Annotated in this window: 18 protein-coding genes and 1 pseudogene; 4 read left to right on the forward strand and 15 right to left on the reverse strand. The window is 69.2% G+C overall.

What is annotated here, in order from left to right; all coding sequences use genetic code 11:
* Nucleotides 1-5: 5 nt before the first annotated feature.
* On the reverse strand, nt 6-386 hold the full coding sequence (locus tag AC1VNH_RS04395) for a twin-arginine translocase TatA/TatE family subunit (protein ID WP_243227506.1): 381 nt from the start codon (nt 384-386) through the stop codon (nt 6-8).
* Between the two features lie 71 nt (nt 387-457).
* Here AC1VNH_RS04395 and AC1VNH_RS04400 point away from each other — a divergent pair, with 71 nt between their 5' ends.
* Nucleotides 458-1,096: an O-methyltransferase gene (locus tag AC1VNH_RS04400; RefSeq protein WP_243227505.1), complete on the forward strand. Its 639-nt coding sequence runs from the start codon at nt 458-460 to the stop codon at nt 1,094-1,096.
* A 60-nt stretch (nt 1,097-1,156) separates the two neighbouring features.
* Here AC1VNH_RS04400 and AC1VNH_RS04405 read toward each other — a convergent pair.
* The 3 genes and pseudogenes from AC1VNH_RS04405 to dapE form a co-directional block, all read right to left on the reverse strand.
* Nucleotides 1,157-1,324, reverse strand: a pseudogene (locus AC1VNH_RS04405) (DUF3117 domain-containing protein); the annotation flags it as partial.
* A gap of 68 nt (nt 1,325-1,392) precedes the next feature.
* Nucleotides 1,393-2,598 (reverse strand): hypothetical protein, encoded by a 1,206-nt coding sequence (locus AC1VNH_RS04410; RefSeq protein ID WP_483110086.1) that lies wholly within the window; start codon nt 2,596-2,598, stop codon nt 1,393-1,395.
* Nucleotides 2,583-3,656: a succinyl-diaminopimelate desuccinylase gene (dapE, locus tag AC1VNH_RS04415; RefSeq protein ID WP_483110087.1), complete on the reverse strand. Its 1,074-nt coding sequence runs from the start codon at nt 3,654-3,656 to the stop codon at nt 2,583-2,585. The genes AC1VNH_RS04410 and dapE overlap by 16 nt, the downstream gene beginning before the upstream one ends.
* Before the next feature lie 43 nt (nt 3,657-3,699).
* Between dapE and dapD the strand changes: the two genes are divergently transcribed.
* Both dapD and ppk2 read left to right on the forward strand, forming a co-directional pair.
* Nucleotides 3,700-4,638 (forward strand): 2,3,4,5-tetrahydropyridine-2,6-dicarboxylate N-succinyltransferase, encoded by a 939-nt coding sequence (gene dapD, locus AC1VNH_RS04420; RefSeq protein WP_483110088.1) that lies wholly within the window; start codon nt 3,700-3,702, stop codon nt 4,636-4,638.
* Nucleotides 4,635-5,435, forward strand: a complete 801-nt coding sequence (gene ppk2 / locus AC1VNH_RS04425; RefSeq protein ID WP_483110089.1) for a polyphosphate kinase 2 — start codon at nt 4,635-4,637, stop codon at nt 5,433-5,435. The genes dapD and ppk2 overlap by 4 nt, the downstream gene beginning before the upstream one ends.
* 5 nt (nt 5,436-5,440) lie before the next feature.
* On the opposite strand, the gene ddaH is transcribed toward ppk2, so the two are convergent.
* From ddaH to AC1VNH_RS04460, 7 genes are all read right to left on the reverse strand, one after another.
* The gene (gene ddaH, locus AC1VNH_RS04430) at nt 5,441-6,202 is read right to left on the reverse strand and encodes a dimethylargininase (RefSeq protein ID WP_483110090.1); all 762 of its coding nucleotides are present in this window, start codon (nt 6,200-6,202) and stop codon (nt 5,441-5,443) included.
* Nucleotides 6,203-6,204: 2 nt separating this feature from the next.
* The gene (locus tag AC1VNH_RS04435; RefSeq protein ID WP_483110091.1) at nt 6,205-7,503 is read right to left on the reverse strand and encodes a citrate synthase; all 1,299 of its coding nucleotides are present in this window, start codon (nt 7,501-7,503) and stop codon (nt 6,205-6,207) included.
* A 167-nt stretch (nt 7,504-7,670) separates the two neighbouring features.
* Complete coding sequence (gene dapC / locus AC1VNH_RS04440) at nt 7,671-8,783, reverse strand: succinyldiaminopimelate transaminase (protein WP_483110092.1); 1,113 nt, start codon at nt 8,781-8,783, stop codon at nt 7,671-7,673.
* An 8-nt stretch (nt 8,784-8,791) separates the two neighbouring features.
* On the reverse strand, nt 8,792-9,112 hold the full coding sequence (gene fdxA, locus AC1VNH_RS04445; RefSeq protein WP_137417408.1) for a ferredoxin: 321 nt from the start codon (nt 9,110-9,112) through the stop codon (nt 8,792-8,794).
* A gap of 9 nt (nt 9,113-9,121) precedes the next feature.
* Nucleotides 9,122-9,499, reverse strand: coding sequence for a histidinol dehydrogenase (locus AC1VNH_RS04450; RefSeq protein ID WP_483110093.1), 378 nt, complete (start codon nt 9,497-9,499; stop codon nt 9,122-9,124).
* A gap of 34 nt (nt 9,500-9,533) precedes the next feature.
* Nucleotides 9,534-9,848, reverse strand: coding sequence for an AzlD domain-containing protein (locus AC1VNH_RS04455; RefSeq protein WP_483110094.1), 315 nt, complete (start codon nt 9,846-9,848; stop codon nt 9,534-9,536).
* Nucleotides 9,845-10,543, reverse strand: a complete 699-nt coding sequence (locus tag AC1VNH_RS04460) for an AzlC family ABC transporter permease (protein WP_483112688.1) — start codon at nt 10,541-10,543, stop codon at nt 9,845-9,847. Before AC1VNH_RS04460 ends, AC1VNH_RS04455 begins: the two co-directional genes overlap by 4 nt.
* A 65-nt stretch (nt 10,544-10,608) precedes the next feature.
* On the opposite strand from AC1VNH_RS04460, the gene AC1VNH_RS04465 reads away from it, so the two are divergent.
* Complete coding sequence (locus AC1VNH_RS04465) at nt 10,609-11,157, forward strand: helix-turn-helix domain-containing protein (RefSeq protein ID WP_483110095.1); 549 nt, start codon at nt 10,609-10,611, stop codon at nt 11,155-11,157.
* 7 nt (nt 11,158-11,164) lie between these two features.
* Here AC1VNH_RS04465 and typA read toward each other — a convergent pair whose 3' ends face one another.
* The 4 genes from typA to AC1VNH_RS04485 form a co-directional block, all read right to left on the reverse strand.
* The gene (gene typA / locus AC1VNH_RS04470) at nt 11,165-13,078 is read right to left on the reverse strand and encodes a translational GTPase TypA (RefSeq protein WP_243227493.1); all 1,914 of its coding nucleotides are present in this window, start codon (nt 13,076-13,078) and stop codon (nt 11,165-11,167) included.
* A 76-nt stretch (nt 13,079-13,154) separates the two neighbouring features.
* Nucleotides 13,155-13,595 carry a PH domain-containing protein gene (locus AC1VNH_RS04475; protein ID WP_483110096.1) on the reverse strand — a complete coding sequence of 147 codons (441 nt, stop codon included), beginning with the start codon at nt 13,593-13,595 and terminating at the stop codon, nt 13,155-13,157.
* Between the two features lie 101 nt (nt 13,596-13,696).
* The gene (locus AC1VNH_RS04480; protein ID WP_483112689.1) at nt 13,697-15,367 is read right to left on the reverse strand and encodes a dipeptide ABC transporter ATP-binding protein; all 1,671 of its coding nucleotides are present in this window, start codon (nt 15,365-15,367) and stop codon (nt 13,697-13,699) included.
* On the reverse strand, nt 15,364-15,996 hold the full coding sequence (locus AC1VNH_RS04485; RefSeq protein WP_483112690.1) for an ABC transporter permease: 633 nt from the start codon (nt 15,994-15,996) through the stop codon (nt 15,364-15,366). Before AC1VNH_RS04485 ends, AC1VNH_RS04480 begins: the two co-directional genes overlap by 4 nt.
* Nucleotides 15,997-16,057 lie beyond the last annotated feature (61 nt).

Genomic DNA, 16,057 nt, shown 5'->3' on the forward strand with positions numbered 1-16,057 from the left:
AGACGTCAGGTCGCCTCGTCGTCGAACGGGGGCTGCTCCCCGGACTCCAGGTCGAAGCTCTCCGCGGCACGTGTCGTCGACATGGTCGCCGCTGCGGCGGCACCGGCCGCACGCACGGTCGCCGTGGGCGGGTCGTCCAGCAACGCCTCGCGGATGATGCGCCGCGGGTCGTACTGACGCGGATCCAGCTTGCGCCAGTCCACCTCGTCGAACTCGGGGCCCATCTCCTCCTTCACGCGGCTGCGCGCACCCCGCAGGAACTCGCGCGAGCGGTTCGTGAACCGCGCCAGGGCCTCCGCGTACCGGGGCAGACGTTCGGGTCCGATGAGGAACGCGGCGATCACGGCGATCACCAGCAGCTTCTCGATCGTGAGCCCGAACACCATGCCTTCAGATTACCGCCGCGCCTGACCGCCGCCGCCCATCGGCGACCGTAGGCTTGCCGAGGAGGAACACCATGGCCGGACACGACGCGAGCGATCGATTCGCCCGCGAGGCGACCGTCGAACCCGACGCGATCGCCCGCGCACGCACGCATGCCCTCGAACTGGGCGCCGACCCGGTGAGCCCGCCGATCGGGGCGCAGCTCGCACTGCTCGCCCAGGTCTCACGCGCCCTCAACATCGTCGAGATCGGCACGGGCGCGGGTGTGTCGGGGCTGTGGCTCATGCACGGGGCGCCGCGGGCCATCCTCACGACCATCGACAAGGAGCCCGAGCATCTGCAGGCCGCCCGTCGCGCGTTCTCGGACGCGCGCATCGCTCCGGCTCGCGCCAGATTCATCACCGGCCGCGCCTCCGATGTCCTGCCGCGCATGAACGAAGCCTCCTACGACATCGTGCTCGTCGACGCGGATGCGGACGGCGTGATCGAGTACGTGGAGCACGGCCTGCGCCTGGTGCGGCCGGGAGGGCTCGTGCTCGTGCCCCGCATCCTCGCCGGCGGCGCCGTCGCCGATCCGGTGCGCCGCGATCCCGTGACGACCGCCTACCGGTCGCTCATCCAGGAGACGCAGTCCTCTCCTGCCGTCATCGGCGCGCTGTCGATCGTCGGCGAAGGACTCCTGCAGCTCACGACCATCGACGAGAGCCGCTGACACGCCACTGCGGCCGATCCCGAAGGACCGGCCGCAGTGAAGTAGGAAGTGAACAGCGCAGGCGCCGACGACCCCCGCGAGCACGTCGTGCAATTCCTTGGCCTCGGCGTCGTTGACCGACACCACAAGACGCCCGCCGCCCTCGAGCGGAACACGAACGATGATCAGGCGCCCCTCCTTCACAGCCTCCATCGGCCCGTCTCCGGTTCTCGGCTTCATGGCTGCCATCGTGGCTCCTCTTCGTCAATGGTGAGTTCCCAGTTTATCGTGCGTGAGAGCGCGCCCGACGCTTGTCCTCAGGGGATCTGCCAGAGCGTGTTCCCGAGCGCGTACATGTTGTAGATCCACCACCACTGTCCCGCCAGTCCCGCGACGAGCATGCCGATGCGCCAGGCCGGATGTCGCCCGACGGCGACCGCACCCCAGAGAGGCGACAGCGGAACGAGCAGCCGGAAGGTGCTCGACTGCGGGAAGAAGACGGCGAGAAGGTACAGCAGGTAGCTCGCCGACCAGAGGCGGATCTCCATCCCGAGCCGTCGCACGCCCGGCGCGAACACCAGCACGGCGGCCACCACGACCACGATCACGGCGAGCAGCGCGAACCCGAGCCACAGCGGCCACCCCCACAGCCGCGCCCAGAAGGCCGTGCCGGCGAGGAAGCCGTCGAAGGGGAAGAAATGTGCGGCCGCATCCGGGATCCAGTTGCGTCGCCACGCGAGTTCGGTGGCGAGATATGCGGCAGGATCGCCCGTCGCGACCGCCGCGATCACCTGCCAGGAGAAGCCGATGAGGCTCGCCAGAGCGGCGAGGGCCACCAGATGCACGACCTCCCTCACAGGGAGGGGGTCCACGCGCCGGCGGATCCATCGCCAGATGCCCACGAGACCGAGCGTGAGGGCGAAGGCGAGGATGCCGGGGCGCGTGAATCCCATGAGCGGGATGAGCAGGTACAGCCACACGTAACGCCGCCGGAGCAGGGCGTCCAAAGCCAGCATCAGCCACAGGAGGAACAGCGACTCCGCGTACGCGATCTGGAAGAGGGCGGCGAGCGGTCCCGCCACGAAGAAGACGACCGCCCAGGTCGAGGTCGAGCGGTCCAGACGTCGACGCATCAGGCGATAGAACGCGAGCGCTGCGAAGTAGCCGGCGACGAGCGCGACAACCGGCCCCGCCACCTGCCACCCGCCGACGAAGAACCCGACTCCCTGCGACACCCAGGGATACAGCGGCAGGAAGGCCCACGCGTTCTCGGCCACCTGTCCCGCTTCGGTCAGCGGCAGGGGCGAGGGATATCCGTTGGCGGCGACGACCCAGTACCACTGCGCGTCCCAGCCCATGAGCAGCTTGCCGATGCCGGGGTCCACGCCGAACCGGGATGCCGGGGTCGACAGCGAAGAGGCGACGGCGAAGAACCCGAGCGTCACCAGACGCGCGGCGAGGTAGATGAGCCCGATCCGGACCGCGACCGGCCAGCGGCCGATGCGGGTCAGCTGCTGAGCCACGTGCGCAGCCCGCGCTCGACGTCCTCGATCTGCGCGATCGGAACGCGCTCCTGATCGTGGTGCGCCAGGCTCGGGTCTCCCGGGCCGTAGTTCACCGCGGGGACTCCGAGCGCCGAGAAACGCGCGACATCCGTCCAGCCGTACTTCGGATGCGGCTGCGCACCGACCGCGCGCACGAACTCCTGCGCGAGGGGGGCATCCAGGCCCGGTCGGGCGCCGGCGGACGAGTCCGTCAGCTCGACCTCGAAGCCTTCGAGCACCTCGCGCACGTGGGCCTCCGCCTCCGCCACCGACCTGCTCGGCGCGAAGCGGTAGTTGATCTCGACCTCGCAGAGATCGGGGATGACGTTGCCCGCCACGCCGCCGGTCACGCGGACGGCGTTCAGACCCTCGCGGTACGCGAGTCCCTCGACCTCGATCGTCGCCGGTTCGTACGCGGCCAGACGGGTGAGGATCGGGGCGGCGGCGTGGATCGCGTTCTCCCCCACCCAGGCCCGAGCGCTGTGGGCCCGGACGCCGTGCGTGCGCGCCACGACGCGCAGCGTCCCGTTGCAGCCCCCCTCGACCTGACCGTTCGACGGTTCGCCCAGAATCGCGAAGTCCGCCTCGAAGAGGTCCGGGCGCAGGCGCGCCACCCGACCGAGCCCGTTGAGGGAGGCTTCCACCTCCTCGTGGTCGTACCACATCCAGGTGAGGTCGACGCGAGGATCGGTGAGCTCGGCGGCGAGCTTCAGCTGGACGGCGACGCCCGCCTTCATGTCGACCGTGCCGCGTCCCCAGAGGGCAGGCCGCCCCTCGTCGTCGATCAGGCGCGTCGGGAGGTTGTCGTTGATGGGGACCGTGTCGATGTGACCGGCGATCACGACGCGCTGCGCTCTGCCGAGGCGGGTGCGAGCGACGATCGTGTCGCCGTCGCGGAAGACCTCGAGGTGCGGCAGGGGCGCCAGAGCCGCGGCGATGGCATCCGCGAGCGTCGCCTCGTCCCCGGAAACGCTCGGAATGTCACAGATCGCCTGCGTGAGCTCGACGGCGGACGCGGACAGATCCAGCTCGGGCATGGCCTCAGTCTAACGAGGCTGTTCGGGCCGATAACCTGAGGGGATGAGCATGATGCGCACGGTATGGGGCACGGGTCTGGCGACGACGAGCGAGGACGGTACCGTTCTCGACGCGTGGTTCCCGACCGTGGCGGCGGAGGCCCAGACCGGTTCGGCGGCGGAGCTCGCGGAGTACGCCGGCGAAGACGCCCGCCGCCGGGTCACGATCGCTCCCGTCGAACTGACGATCGATGCGGATGCGGCTCCTGCGTCCACGATCGACGCCTACCTGCGCCTGCACGTGCTCTCCCATCGCCTCGTGGCTCCGAACGAGATCAACCTCGACGGCATCTTCGGCCATCTGCCGATCGTCGCGTGGACGACCGCGGGGCCCATGCACCCCCGAGACGCGGAGCGACTGCGCCCGGCGCTGACCCGCGCCGGCATCCAGCTGCACAGCCTCGACAAGTTCCCGCGGCTGCTCGACTACGTCACGCCGCCCGGGGTGCGCATCGCCGACGCCTCGCGCGTGCGCCTGGGCGCCTACCTCTCCCCCGGCACGACGGTGATGCACGAGGGATTCGTCAACTTCAACGCGGGAACCCTGGGCGCCTCGATGGTCGAGGGCCGGATCTCCCAGGGCGTCGTCGTCGGTGACGGCAGCGATATCGGCGGCGGCGCATCGATCATGGGCACCCTCTCGGGCGGCGGCACGCACCGCGTCTCGATCGGCTCGCGCACGCTGCTCGGCGCGAACGCCGGGATCGGCATCTCGCTCGGCGACGACTGCGTGGTGGAGGCCGGACTGTACGTCACGGCGGGGTCCAAGATCGTGCTCGCAGACGAGCAGCCGGGCGCCGACGGCTCCCGACCGGTCGTGAAGGGCGCGGAGCTGTCCGGACGCGACGGTATCCTGTTCCGGAGGAACTCGGTGACGGGAGCCATCGAAGCCGTGCGACGCGCGGGCGTCGGCGTCACCCTCAACGAGGCGCTGCACGCATGAGCGCGGCGCGGCTGCCGAAGAAGCTCTACGAGCGCGAGCTGGCGCGCCTGCAGGCCCAGCTCGTCGACATGCAGGCGTGGGTGCAGACGACCGGCGCGCGTGTCGTGGTGATCTTCGAAGGTCGCGACGCGGCGGGCAAGGGCTCGACGATCAAGCGGGTGTCGGAGTACCTGAATCCGCGCGTCAGCCGCATCGTGGCGCTGCCGACGCCGACGGATCGTGAGAAGTCTCAGTGGTACTTCCAGCGCTACATCGCGCATCTGCCCGCGGCGGGCGAAATCGTGCTGATGGACCGCTCCTGGTACAACCGCGCGGGCGTCGAGCGGGTGATGGGCTACTGCACCGAAGCGGAGTATCAGCGGTTCCTGCACCAGGCGCCGCTGTTCGAGCGGATGCTGGTCGAGGACGGCATCCTCCTTCTGAAGTACTGGTTCAGCGTGTCCGACGTCGAGCAGGAGGCACGCTTCCGCTCCCGGGCGAGCGACCCGATGCGGCGCTGGAAGCTGAGCCCGAACGATGTGCTCTCCATCACGAAGTGGGAGGACTACTCCCGGGCCAAGGACGCGATGCTCGTGCACACCGACATCCCCGAGGCGCCCTGGTACGAGGTCGACAACGAGGACAAGCGTCGTGGGCGGATCAACATGATCCACCATCTGCTCGAGCGGATCCCCTGGCAGCCGGTCCCCCACGAGAGAGTCGAGATCCCCGAACGACCCGCCTCACGCGGCTACGAGCGTCCGCCGCGGAGCGCGGACGCGATGGTGCCCGACTACGCCGCCACCCTGGAGCGCTGACGGCGTCAGTCGCGCAGCCGCACCGACAGACAGGTGACGCAGCCCTCGAGCTTCTCGAACTCCGTCACGGGGGTGGTGACGACCTCCAGGCCCCTCTCCCGGAAGAGCGCGGCGGATGCGGGGGCGTCCGCCGACATGAGCACGGTCTTCTCGTCGAGCACGACGACGGCCGTGCCATGCTCCTCGGGCACCGGCAGGAACGCCGGGAAAGCCTCGGGGTCGTCGACCAGCGGCGGATAGCCGATGACGGTGCCGTCCGGAAGCGCGGTCACCGCGGACTTCAGGTGCAGCACCCGTGTCACGGGGACACCCTGCACCACCCAGCCGCGCGGTTCGAGCAAGGCGCGCAGTTGCCCCACGGCGTCTTCGTTCGTTCGCGCCGACAGCCCCACGTAGACGGTGCGGCCGATCTTGAGCACGTCGCCGCCGTCGAGTGTCGCCGGCGCGACGATCTCCGCGGTCTCGAGCCCCGTCCGGGCGGTCGCGGCTTCGATCGTGGGGCGCTCTCCCCGGCGTGAGTCCGCGCCGGCGCGGCAGAGCACGGCCAGATCGCCGAAGACGACCACAGCATCCTCGACGAACACCCCGTCCGCCTGCTCATCTGCCTCGGCGACGGTCAGGATCTCCCACCCGCGGGAGCGGAACACGTCGACGTACGCCTCCCACTGCTCTCGCGCGAGCGCCGGATCCACCGGTACGCGCTCGAGGTGGGTGAGCTCCCCCTCGGCCAGTCGCGACGACGGCGGCCGGACGAGAAGCCGCGGCATCGTCAGCTCACGCCCGGGTAGTTGCGCTCGGGAGCGCCCACGTACAGCTGCTGAGGGCGACCGATCTTGGTCTGCGGGTCCTGGTTCATCTCGCGCCAGTGCGCGAGCCACCCCGGAAGACGGCCGATCGCGAACAGCACGGTGAACATGCGGGTCGGAAAGCCCATCGCCTTGTAGATGACGCCGGTGTAGAAGTCGACGTTGGGGTACAGCCGGCGGGAGATGAAGTAGTCGTCGCGCAGGGCGATCTCCTCCAGCTCTTTGGCGAGATCCAGCAGCGGGTCGCTGACGCCGAGCTCGGCGAGCACCTCGTCGGCGGACTCCTTGACGAGCTTCGCGCGCGGGTCGTAGTTCTTGTAGACGCGGTGCCCGAAGCCCATGAGCTTCACGCCCTCTTCCTTGTTCTTGACCCGCTCGACGAAGCGCTGCACGCTCTCGCCGGAGTCGCGGATGCGGCCCAGCATGTCGAGCACGGCCTCGTTCGCGCCGCCGTGCAGCGGCCCGGACAGGGCGTTGATGCCCGCCGAGACCGAGGAGAAGATGTTCGCCCCGGTGGAGCCCACGAGGCGCACGGTCGAGGTCGAGGCGTTCTGCTCGTGGTCCTCGTGCAGGATCAGCAGGCGCTCGAGCGCGCGCGACATGACCGGGCTGATCTCGTACTGCTCGCTGAGCACGCCGAAGTTGAGCTTCAGGAAGTTGTCGACGAAGCTGAGCGAGTTGTCGGGGTACAGGAACGCCTGACCGACGCTCTTCTTGTGGGCGTAGGCCGCGATGACGGGAAGCTTCGCGAGCATCCGGATCGTATTGAGCTCGACGAACTCGGGATTGTGAGGATCCGACTGGTTCTCGTAGTACGTCGAGAGTGCCGCCGTGGCAGCCGACAGCACCGACATCGGATGCGCGGTGTGCGGCAGCGCGGAGAAGAAGCGCTTCAGATCCTCGTGCAGCAGCGTGTGACGCCGGATGCGGTTGTCGAAGTCCTCGAGCTCGCTCGCACTGGGCAGCTCGCCGTAGATGAGCAGCCAGGCGACCTCGAGGTAGGTCGAGTTCTTCGCGAGCTGCTCGATGGGATACCCGCGGTAACGGAGGATGCCCTCGTCGCCGTCGATGAAGGTCACCGCGGACTTCGTCGCCGCGGTGTTCACGAACCCGTAGTCGAGGGTCGTGTGCCCGGTCTGACGCGTCAGCGACGACACATCGATGCTGGGCGCACCGTCCGTGCCCGTCAGCACAGGCAGCTCCGCGGTGTGCTCTGCGACGGTCAGACGTGCGGTCTTCTGCTGCGAGCCGGCTTCGGTCACGGCGCCTCCTTGCGATGGATCGTCGGCGAAAGGTGGGGATCCTCGGTCGCCGGTGGCGACCTGCCCGGGCACGCTACGTGTCGGCGCGCCCCTGCGATTACAGCCTAGCCGTGGCCGGAGCCTACGGTGACTGGCGCCAAAGGAACGAGAGATTCGTAGGAGAAAAGCTACGAGCCAAGAGTAGCGAGGCGCCCCGCAGCCGCGGCGATCCGCTCGTCCGACGCCGTGAGGGACAGCCGGATGTGCTGGGTGTGGTGCGGCCCGTAGAAGTGCCCGGGACCCGCGAGAATGCCGAGTTCGGCCAGGGCCGCCATGCTGTCCCATGCGTCCTCACCGCGTGTCACCCAGAGATAGAGACCGGCCTCGCTGCGGTCGACGCGGAAGCCGGCGGCCTCGACGGCGGGCTTCAGCACCTGGCGCCGGGCGCCGTAGCGCGCCTTCTGTGCGGCGACGTGCGCGTCGTCGGTCAGCGCGGCGACCATCGCCGCCTGCACGGGAGCCGGCAGCATGAGACCCAGATGCTTGCGCGCCGTCAGCAGTCGCGCCACGAGCGCGGGATCGCCCGCGAGGAAGGCGGCACGATACCCCGCGAGGTTGGACTGCTTGCTCAGCGAGTAGACCGACAGGACGCCGGAGAGATCGGCGGCGACCACGGCGGGATCCAGGACCGACGGCACGGGGGCATCAGCCCACGGCGCATCCCACCCCAGTTCGGCGTAGCACTCATCGGACGCCAGGACCGCCCCGAGCTCCCGGGCGCGCTCTCGCGCGCGGCGCAGCTCCTCGACGCTCCACACGCGTCCGTCCGGGTTGCCGGGAGAGTTGATCCAGACGAGCTTGGTGCCCTCCGGCCAGGAAGCGGGATCGTCGGCCGCCACCGCCGTGGCACCGACCAGGCGTGCGCCGACCTCGTACGTCGGGTACGCCGCAACCGGATGCACGACGGTGTCGCCCGGGCCGAGCCCGAGCAGCAGCGGAAGCAGCGCGACGAGCTCCTTCGAACCGACGGTCGGCAGCACGTGAGAGGGCGTCAGACCCGCGACACCGCGGCGCCTGGCGTACCAGTCGACGATCGCCTCGCGCAGCGGGGGCGTGCCCACGGTCTGCGGGTAGGCGTGCGCATCGGTCGCTGCCGCGAGGGCGGCTTCGACCACCGCAGGAGTGCGGTCCACGGGAGAGCCGATCGAGAGATCCACGATGCCGTCAGGATGCCGACGTGCGGTCTCGGCGTACGGTGCGACGGCGTCCCAGGGGTAATCGGCGAGGTCGGCGACGCTCATCTAGGCGATCACTCGCCCTGGGGCGGCAACTCGGCGATGACCGGGTGGTCCTTGTGGATCACGCCGACCTTGGCCGCGCCGCCGGGCGAGCCGATGTCGTCGAAGAACTCGACGTTGGCCTTGTAGTAGTCCTGCCACTCTTCGGGAAGGTCGTCCTCGTAGTAGATCGCCTCGACGGGGCATGCCGGCTCGCACGCTCCGCAGTCCACGCACTCATCGGGGTGGATGTAGAGCGAACGATCGCCCTCATAGATGCAGTCGACGGGGCATTCGTCGATGCAGGCGCGATCCTTGACATCGACGCACGGAAGGGCGATCACATACGTCACGGAACCAGTCTAGTTCGCCTCGGCTGCTCGTCGGGGCGCACGCGGCCATGCCACGACGATGGCGGCGATCAACGGGACGGCTCCCATCCAGATCAGCGCCAGCGTCTCGTGCTGCACGGTGAACAGCACCGACCCACCTGTGGACGGCTGGGCGAAAACGTACGTGATGACCATCATGCCCAGTGCGGCCGCCAGAGTCGTCCATCTGTCCCCTGTCAGCAGCCGCACGGCGATGAGCAGCGCGCCCGCTCCGATGACCCCGAGCGAGAGCCCGATGGGAACCGGGCCGATCATCGCCGCGTGCGCGAACGACCCGGCGGCACCGTAGACGACCCCGACGACGAGAGCGATCGCCCAACCGGCGATACGAGATACAAGCGAGCCCACCCCGGGATCCTAGTCGCCGCGGGCGGGAGTGTTCTCAGCCCGCCCAGCCGGCCAGACGCAGGAGGGCCGCGACGGCGGCCGCGGCCACGACGACGACGAGAAACGGGGCGCGCAGCGCGAGGAGCCCTGCGGCGACCAGGAGCGCGGGCACGCGGGCATCGATCACGATCGCCTGCCCCGCACCCAGTGCCTGCACGGCGACCAGCGCGCCCAGAAGCGCCACGGTGAGCAGGTCGGCGATGCGCGCAGGCCTCGGCGCCTCGACGAAGCGCGTCGGGATGGCGTAACCCACCGCCTTGAGGGAGAGACAGATCACCGCGGCGAGGAGGACCGCGTTCCACAGCGTCACGATGCCGCCTTCGCAGCGGGGCGATCAGCCCATCCGACCGCGATCGCCACGAGGGCAGCGATCAGCACGGGGACACCCGGCATGAGGGCGGGGGTGAGCACCGTCGCCACGACGGCTGCGGCGATGCCGACGGCGATCGCCTGCCGTCCCGCCAGCCGCGGCCACAGCAGCGCCAGGAAGGCCGCGGCGGCGGCCGCATCCAGTCCGTACGCGCGCGGGTCGCCCAGGACGTCGCCCAGCAACGCACCCGCGAGCGTGGAGATGTTCCAGCCGATGTAGATGCCGATGCCCGTGACCCAGAAGCCGATCGCTTTGGCGCGTGTGTCGGTCTGTGCGAGCGAGACGGCCGTCGACTCGTCGATCGTGAACCCGGCGGCGGCCATCTTGCGCCAGACCCCGTCGAACTGCGGCGACATCCGCATGCCGTACGCGACGTTTCGCACCCCGAGCAGTGCCGCTGAGGCGATCGCTGCGGGGGCCGCGGCGATCCCGCCGGCGGCGATCACGCCGACGAAGGCGAACTGCGAACCGCCGGTGAACATGAGCAGGCTCAGCACGCACGTCTGCCAGACATCCAGGCCCGCAGCGACCGAGAGGGCGCCGAAGGAGATGCCGTATGCGCTCGTCGCCACGGCGACCGCGAGCCCCTGACGCACCGCGCGACGGCCGGGGTCGGGCAGGCTCTCCGCATCCATCACCACATAATGTCCGTCGGGGGGAATGTTCGTCAAACCGAACAATCGTGCGTCATACTGACCGCATGGAGACCATAGGTCCACGCATCGCCCGCTCTCTCCGCCGCGAACGGGAACGCGCGGGCGTGAGCATCTCCGAACTCGCGCGCCGCGCGGGAGTGGGAAAGGCCACGATCTCACAACTCGAGTCGGGCTCCGGCAACCCCAGCGTGGAGACGCTCTGGGCCATCGCGACCGCGCTCGGCGTACCGTTCGCGGTGTTCGTCGAAGACCCCGACGACACCCCGCGCCTCATCCGCGCGCGTTCGGACGACGGCATCCGCGCGGCCGACTCCCCGTACAGTGCACTGCTGCTCGCGGCCGGGTCGCCGCATTCGCGCAGCGACCTCTACCTGCTGCGCGCCGATCCGGGAGAACCGCGGCGGTCGCTGCCGCATGCCGCAGGGACCATCGAGCACGTCGTGCTGATCACCGGACGCGCCGCCGCCGGACCGGCGGACTCCCCCGTCGAGCTCTCGCCGGGCGACTACCTGCGGTATCGCGGGGATGCGCCTCACATCTTCGAGGCGCTCACCCGCGACACCAGCGCGGTCCTCGTCTCCGAGGTCCGCTAGGTCACGCTCAGGCGTTGGCGTCCTGGCGCTTCAGGCGCGATGCGGCGCGGCCGCGCTCGGTCGCGTCGAGCACGACCTTGCGGATACGCACCTTCTCAGGAGTGACCTCGACGCATTCGTCGTCGCGGGCGAACTCGAGCGACTCCTCGAGGGTCAGCACACGCGGCGGCGTCATCGACTCGAAGGAGTCCGAGGTCGACGAACGCATGTTCGTCAGCTTCTTCTCCTTCGTGATGTTGACGTCCATGTCGTCGGCGCGCGAGTTCTCGCCGATGACCATGCCCTCGTAGACCTCTTCGGTCGGCTGCACGAAGAAGCTCATCCGCTCCTGCAGCGCGATCATCGCGAAGGGGGTGACGACACCCTGGCGGTCGGCGACGATCGAGCCGTTCTGACGCGTCGTGATGGAGCCGGCCCAGTCGTCGTAGCCGTGGGAGATCGCGTTGGCGATACCCGTGCCGCGCGTGATGGTGAGGAACTCGCTGCGGAAGCCGATGAGTCCGCGCGAGGGCACGACGAACTCCATGCGCACCCAGCCGGTGCCGTGGTTCGTCATGTTGTCCATGCGGCCCTTGCGAGCGGCCATGAGCTGCGTGATCGCGCCGAGGTGCTCCTCGGGGGCGTCGATGGTGAGGTGCTCGAACGGCTCCTTGAGCTTGCCGTCCTCGCCGCGCTTGGTGACGACCTGGGGCTTGCCGACGGTGAGCTCGAAGCCTTCGCGGCGCATGTTCTCGACCAGGATCGCCAGCGCCAGCTCGCCGCGCCCCTGCACCTCCCAGGCGTCGGGGCGGCCGATGTCGACGACCTTGAGCGAGACGTTTCCGATGAGCTCCCGGTCGAGACGGTCCTTCACCATGCGAGCCGTGAGCTTGTGACCCTTGACCTTGCCCATGAGCGGCGAGGTGTTCGTGCCGATCGTCATCGAGATCGCCGGGTCGTCGACCGTGATGGCCGGCAGCGGGCGGACGTCCTCGGGGTCGGCGATGGTCTCACCGATCGTGATGTCTTCGAAGCCGGCGATGGCGACGATGTCGCCGGGGCCGGCGGACTCGGCCGGGAAGCGCTCGAGAGCCTTCGTCTTGAGCAGCTCGGTCACGCGCGCGTTCGAGTGCGAACCGTCGTGGCGGACCCAGGCGACGGTCTGACCCTTCTTGAGGGTGCCGTTGAAGACGCGCAGGAGAGCCAGGCGTCCGAGGAACGGGCTGGAGTCGAGGTTGGTGACCCACGCCTGCAGCGGCGCCTCGTCGTCGTAGGACGGCGCCGGCACGTGCTCGAGGATCGCCTCGAACAGCGGCTCGAGGTCTTCGTTGTCGGGAAGCGACCCGTTCTCGGGGCGCGTGCGCGACGCGGCACCGGCCCGACCGGACGCGTAGACCACGGGGACGTCCAGCAGAGCGTCCACGTCGAGGTCGGGCACGTCGTCCTGCAGGTCGGAGGCCAGACCCAGCAGAAGGTCGTGAGCCTCTTCTTCGACCTCGGCGATGCGCGCGTCGGGGCGGTCGGTCTTGTTCACGAGCAGGATGACCGGAAGCTTCGCCTCGAGCGCCTTGCGCAGCACGAAGCGGGTCTGGGGCAGCGGACCCTCGGACGCGTCGACGAGCAGCACCACGCCATCGACCATCGACAGGCCGCGCTCGACCTCGCCGCCGAAGTCGGCGTGACCCGGGGTGTCGATCACGTTGATCGTGATCGGGGTGTCGGTGTGGATGCCGTTGTACGTGATCGCCGTGTTCTTGGCGAGGATCGTGATGCCCTTCTCACGTTCCAGATCGTTGGAGTCCATCGCGCGCTCTTCGACGTGCGCGTGTTCACCGAACGAGCCCGTCTGACGGAGCATGGCATCGACGAGAGTCGTCTTGCCGTGGTCGACGTGGGCGACGATCGCGACATTACGCAGATCGGAGCGGAGGGCGCGCGCCATACAGGTTTCCTTGCAGTGAGGGAGGGTGACCCGGGACTCCGGGCCCTTCAGTCTACCGCAGGAGGCTGCACCGCGGTCAGCCGGCCCCCGCGACCGCCACGGCGATGCCCGCCCAGACCACGAGGGCGATGAACGAGACGAGTGCCGGGACGTCCCACATCCGCCGGACTGGGGCGGGGACCGCCGTGGGTTCGAGGGCCGATTGCCAGTCGTCGATGATGCGCTCGGCGTCTCGCGAACCGGTTGCGGGACGATCGTCGCTCGAGGAACGGCGTGAGCCGCTGCGGGCGGACACCGGTCCCCCGTAGCAGGTGATCGTGCGCCCCTCGGTCGTCTCGATCACGAGCTGATAGCGCATGCGGATGTCGGCGACAGCGGAGAAGGGGATGCGGGTGATGCGCAGGAAGTTCTGTACGCGCAAGCCGTCGGCGGAGCTGGTCACGCTCGACGCGAAGACGCCGACGTAGATCGCCCACAGCGCGAGCAGGATCCACGGGGCGAGCAGGAGCGCGCTCACGATTCCGGCGCGGATCAGAGCGTCGCCGAGGAGGAAGGCGGCGGCGACCGCCGAGATGATGATCCCGACGGTCGCCGACGTCGACCGGTAGACGGTGCGGTTCAGTTGCCGCCTCCGAGGGGGATGGTCGCGCCGGGGATGGCATCCAGGAGGCGACGGGTGTACTCCTCGGCCGGGTTGGCGAAGATCTCGTCGACCGTGCCCTGCTCCACGATCCGCCCCTTCTCCATGACCGCGACCATGTCGGCGGCTACGCGCACGACGGCGAGGTCATGGGTGATGAAGAGGTAGGTCAGCTCGAGCTCTGACTGGAGCTCGGCGAGCAGCTGCAGGATCTGGTCCTGCACCAGCACGTCGAGGGCCGAGACCGCCTCGTCGAGGACGACGATGTCGGGCTTCAGCGCGAGCGCACGGGCGATGGCCACGCGCTGACGCTGACCGCCGGAGAGCTCGTTCGGATACCGGGTCGCCAGCTCCTGCGGGAGCGAGACCTGGTCGAGCAGCTCCCGGACGCGCGTGCGACGGGAGGCGCTGTCGCCGACCTTGTGGATCTCCATCGGCTCCGCGATCGTGTTGCCGATGTTGCGCAGCGGGTCGAGCGAGCCGTACGGGTCCTGGAACACCGGCTGCATCCGGCGGCGCAGCGCGAAGGCCTGCCGGTTCGAGAGCTTCTCGATGTTGGTGCCGTCGATCTCGATCGATCCCGCGGTGGGCTCTTCGAGCTTGAGCACCATCTTCGCGACGGTCGACTTGCCGGAGCCGGATTCGCCGACCAGGGCCAGCGTCTTGCCGCGCGGGATCTCGAACGAGACCCCGTCGACGGCACGGAAGGCTTCGCTGCGGAAGCCGCCCTGGCGGATCTTGTACTCCTTGGTCAGGTCCGTCACCCGGATCGCGGGCGTGAGGTCCTGGATGTCCTCGGTCGTCTCGATGCCGCGTCGCTCGGCGACGGCTTGGATGCGCTGCGACGCGAGCGAGGGAGCGGCGGCGACGAGGCGCTGCGTGTACGGGTGGATGGGGTTCTGCAGGATCTCGCGGCTGGGACCGGACTCGACGATCTCGCCGTTCTGCATGACGATGATCTTCTCCGCACGCTCGGCCGCGAGGCCCAGGTCGTGCGTGATCAGCAGCACCGACGTGCCCTTCTCCCGCGTGAGGGAGGCCATGTGGTCGAGAATCACCCGCTGCACGGTCACATCCAGCGCGGAGGTGGGCTCGTCGGCGATCAGCAGCTTCGGGTCGGCGGCGAGACCGATGCCGATGAGGGCGCGCTGACGCATGCCGCCGGAGAACTGGTGCGGATACTGATGCAGACGCTTGGCCGCATCCGCCAGTCCTGCCTGCTGGAGGACCTCGATCGCGCGCTCGGTGATCTCCTTGCGGCTGGTCGCGATACCGTTCGCACGGATCGCCTCCTTGACCTGGAAGCCGATCGACCACACCGGGTTGAGGTTCGACATCGGGTCCTGCGGGACGTACCCGATCTCGCGACCGCGCAGACGCTCCAGCTGCGTGCGGCTCAGCGTGGTGAGCTCGCGACCGTCCAGGGTGATGCTGCCCTGGGTGACGTGCCCCGTGCCCGGCAGCAGGTTCACGACGGCGGAGGCGGTCGTGGACTTGCCCGAGCCGGACTCGCCGACGATGGCGACGGTCTCGCCGGGGAAGACGTCGAGGCTGACGTCGTGCAGGACCTCGCGGCTTCCCGACTGCGTGTCGAAGGCGACGCGGAGGTTGCGGATGCTGAGCAACGGGGTGGCGGCGGTGTCGCTCATCGGCGGGCCCTCGCTCTCGGGTCGAGGGCGTCGCGGATGAGCTCGCCCAGCAGGATGAACGCGAGAACGGTGACCGTCAGCGCGATCGACGGGTAGATGAGCGCCATCGGGGCGACACGCAGCGAGGACTGCGCCCCGCTGATGTCCGCGCCCCACGACATGACGCTCGAGCCGAGTCCGACACCGAGGAACGACAGGGTCGCCTCGGCGACGATGGCCGCGGCGAGGCTGAGGGTGGAGATCACCAGCAGCGGCGCGATGGCGTTGGGCACGACATGCGAGACGAGCACCTGGAACCGGTTCTGTCCGAGGGCTCTCGAGGCGGTCACGAAGTCCGCCTGGCGCACCCTGAGCACCTCGGCGCGAACCACGCGCGCCGTCGAGGCCCAGGCGAAACCGCCGATGGCGAGCGAGAGGGTGAAGACGTTGCGGTAGTCCGCGAACACGCTCATGACGACCACAGCGGCCAGGATGTAAGGGATCGCGAAGAACATGTCGCCCACGCGCGAGAGCAGCGAGTCGAGCCATCCGCCGTAGAAGCCGGCGAGAGCGCCCATGACGAGGCCGATGGTCGAACCGATGATGGTCGAGATCAGACCCACCGACAGCGAGGTGCGCGAGCCCCACACGATGCGTGCGTAGATGTCGCAGCCCTGGAAGGTGAAGCCCAGCGGGTGACCGGCCTGCGGC

Source organism: Microbacterium sp. KU4F, from assembly GCF_056868075.1.

Bases quoted from the DNA above. Each gene is read 5' to 3' on its own strand.
- AC1VNH_RS04460 (WP_483112688.1), bottom strand. From the start codon at position 10,543: ATGGATGCGGAGAGCCTGCCCGACCCCGGCCGTCGCGCGGTGCGTCAG.
- dapD (WP_483110088.1), top strand. From the start codon at position 3,700: ATGAGCATGATGCGCACGGTATGGGGCACGGGTCTGGCGACGACGAGC.
- typA (WP_243227493.1), bottom strand. From the start codon at position 13,078: ATGGCGCGCGCCCTCCGCTCCGATCTGCGTAATGTCGCGATCGTCGCC.
- ddaH (WP_483110090.1), bottom strand. From the start codon at position 6,202: ATGCCGCGGCTTCTCGTCCGGCCGCCGTCGTCGCGACTGGCCGAGGGG.
- dapE (WP_483110087.1), bottom strand. From the start codon at position 3,656: ATGCCCGAGCTGGATCTGTCCGCGTCCGCCGTCGAGCTCACGCAGGCG.
- AC1VNH_RS04480 (WP_483112689.1), bottom strand. From the start codon at position 15,367: ATGAGCGACACCGCCGCCACCCCGTTGCTCAGCATCCGCAACCTCCGC.
- AC1VNH_RS04400 (WP_243227505.1), top strand. From the start codon at position 458: ATGGCCGGACACGACGCGAGCGATCGATTCGCCCGCGAGGCGACCGTC.
- ppk2 (WP_483110089.1), top strand. From the start codon at position 4,635: ATGAGCGCGGCGCGGCTGCCGAAGAAGCTCTACGAGCGCGAGCTGGCG.
- AC1VNH_RS04395 (WP_243227506.1), bottom strand. From the start codon at position 386: ATGGTGTTCGGGCTCACGATCGAGAAGCTGCTGGTGATCGCCGTGATC.
- AC1VNH_RS04465 (WP_483110095.1), top strand. From the start codon at position 10,609: ATGGAGACCATAGGTCCACGCATCGCCCGCTCTCTCCGCCGCGAACGG.
- dapC (WP_483110092.1), bottom strand. From the start codon at position 8,783: ATGAGCGTCGCCGACCTCGCCGATTACCCCTGGGACGCCGTCGCACCG.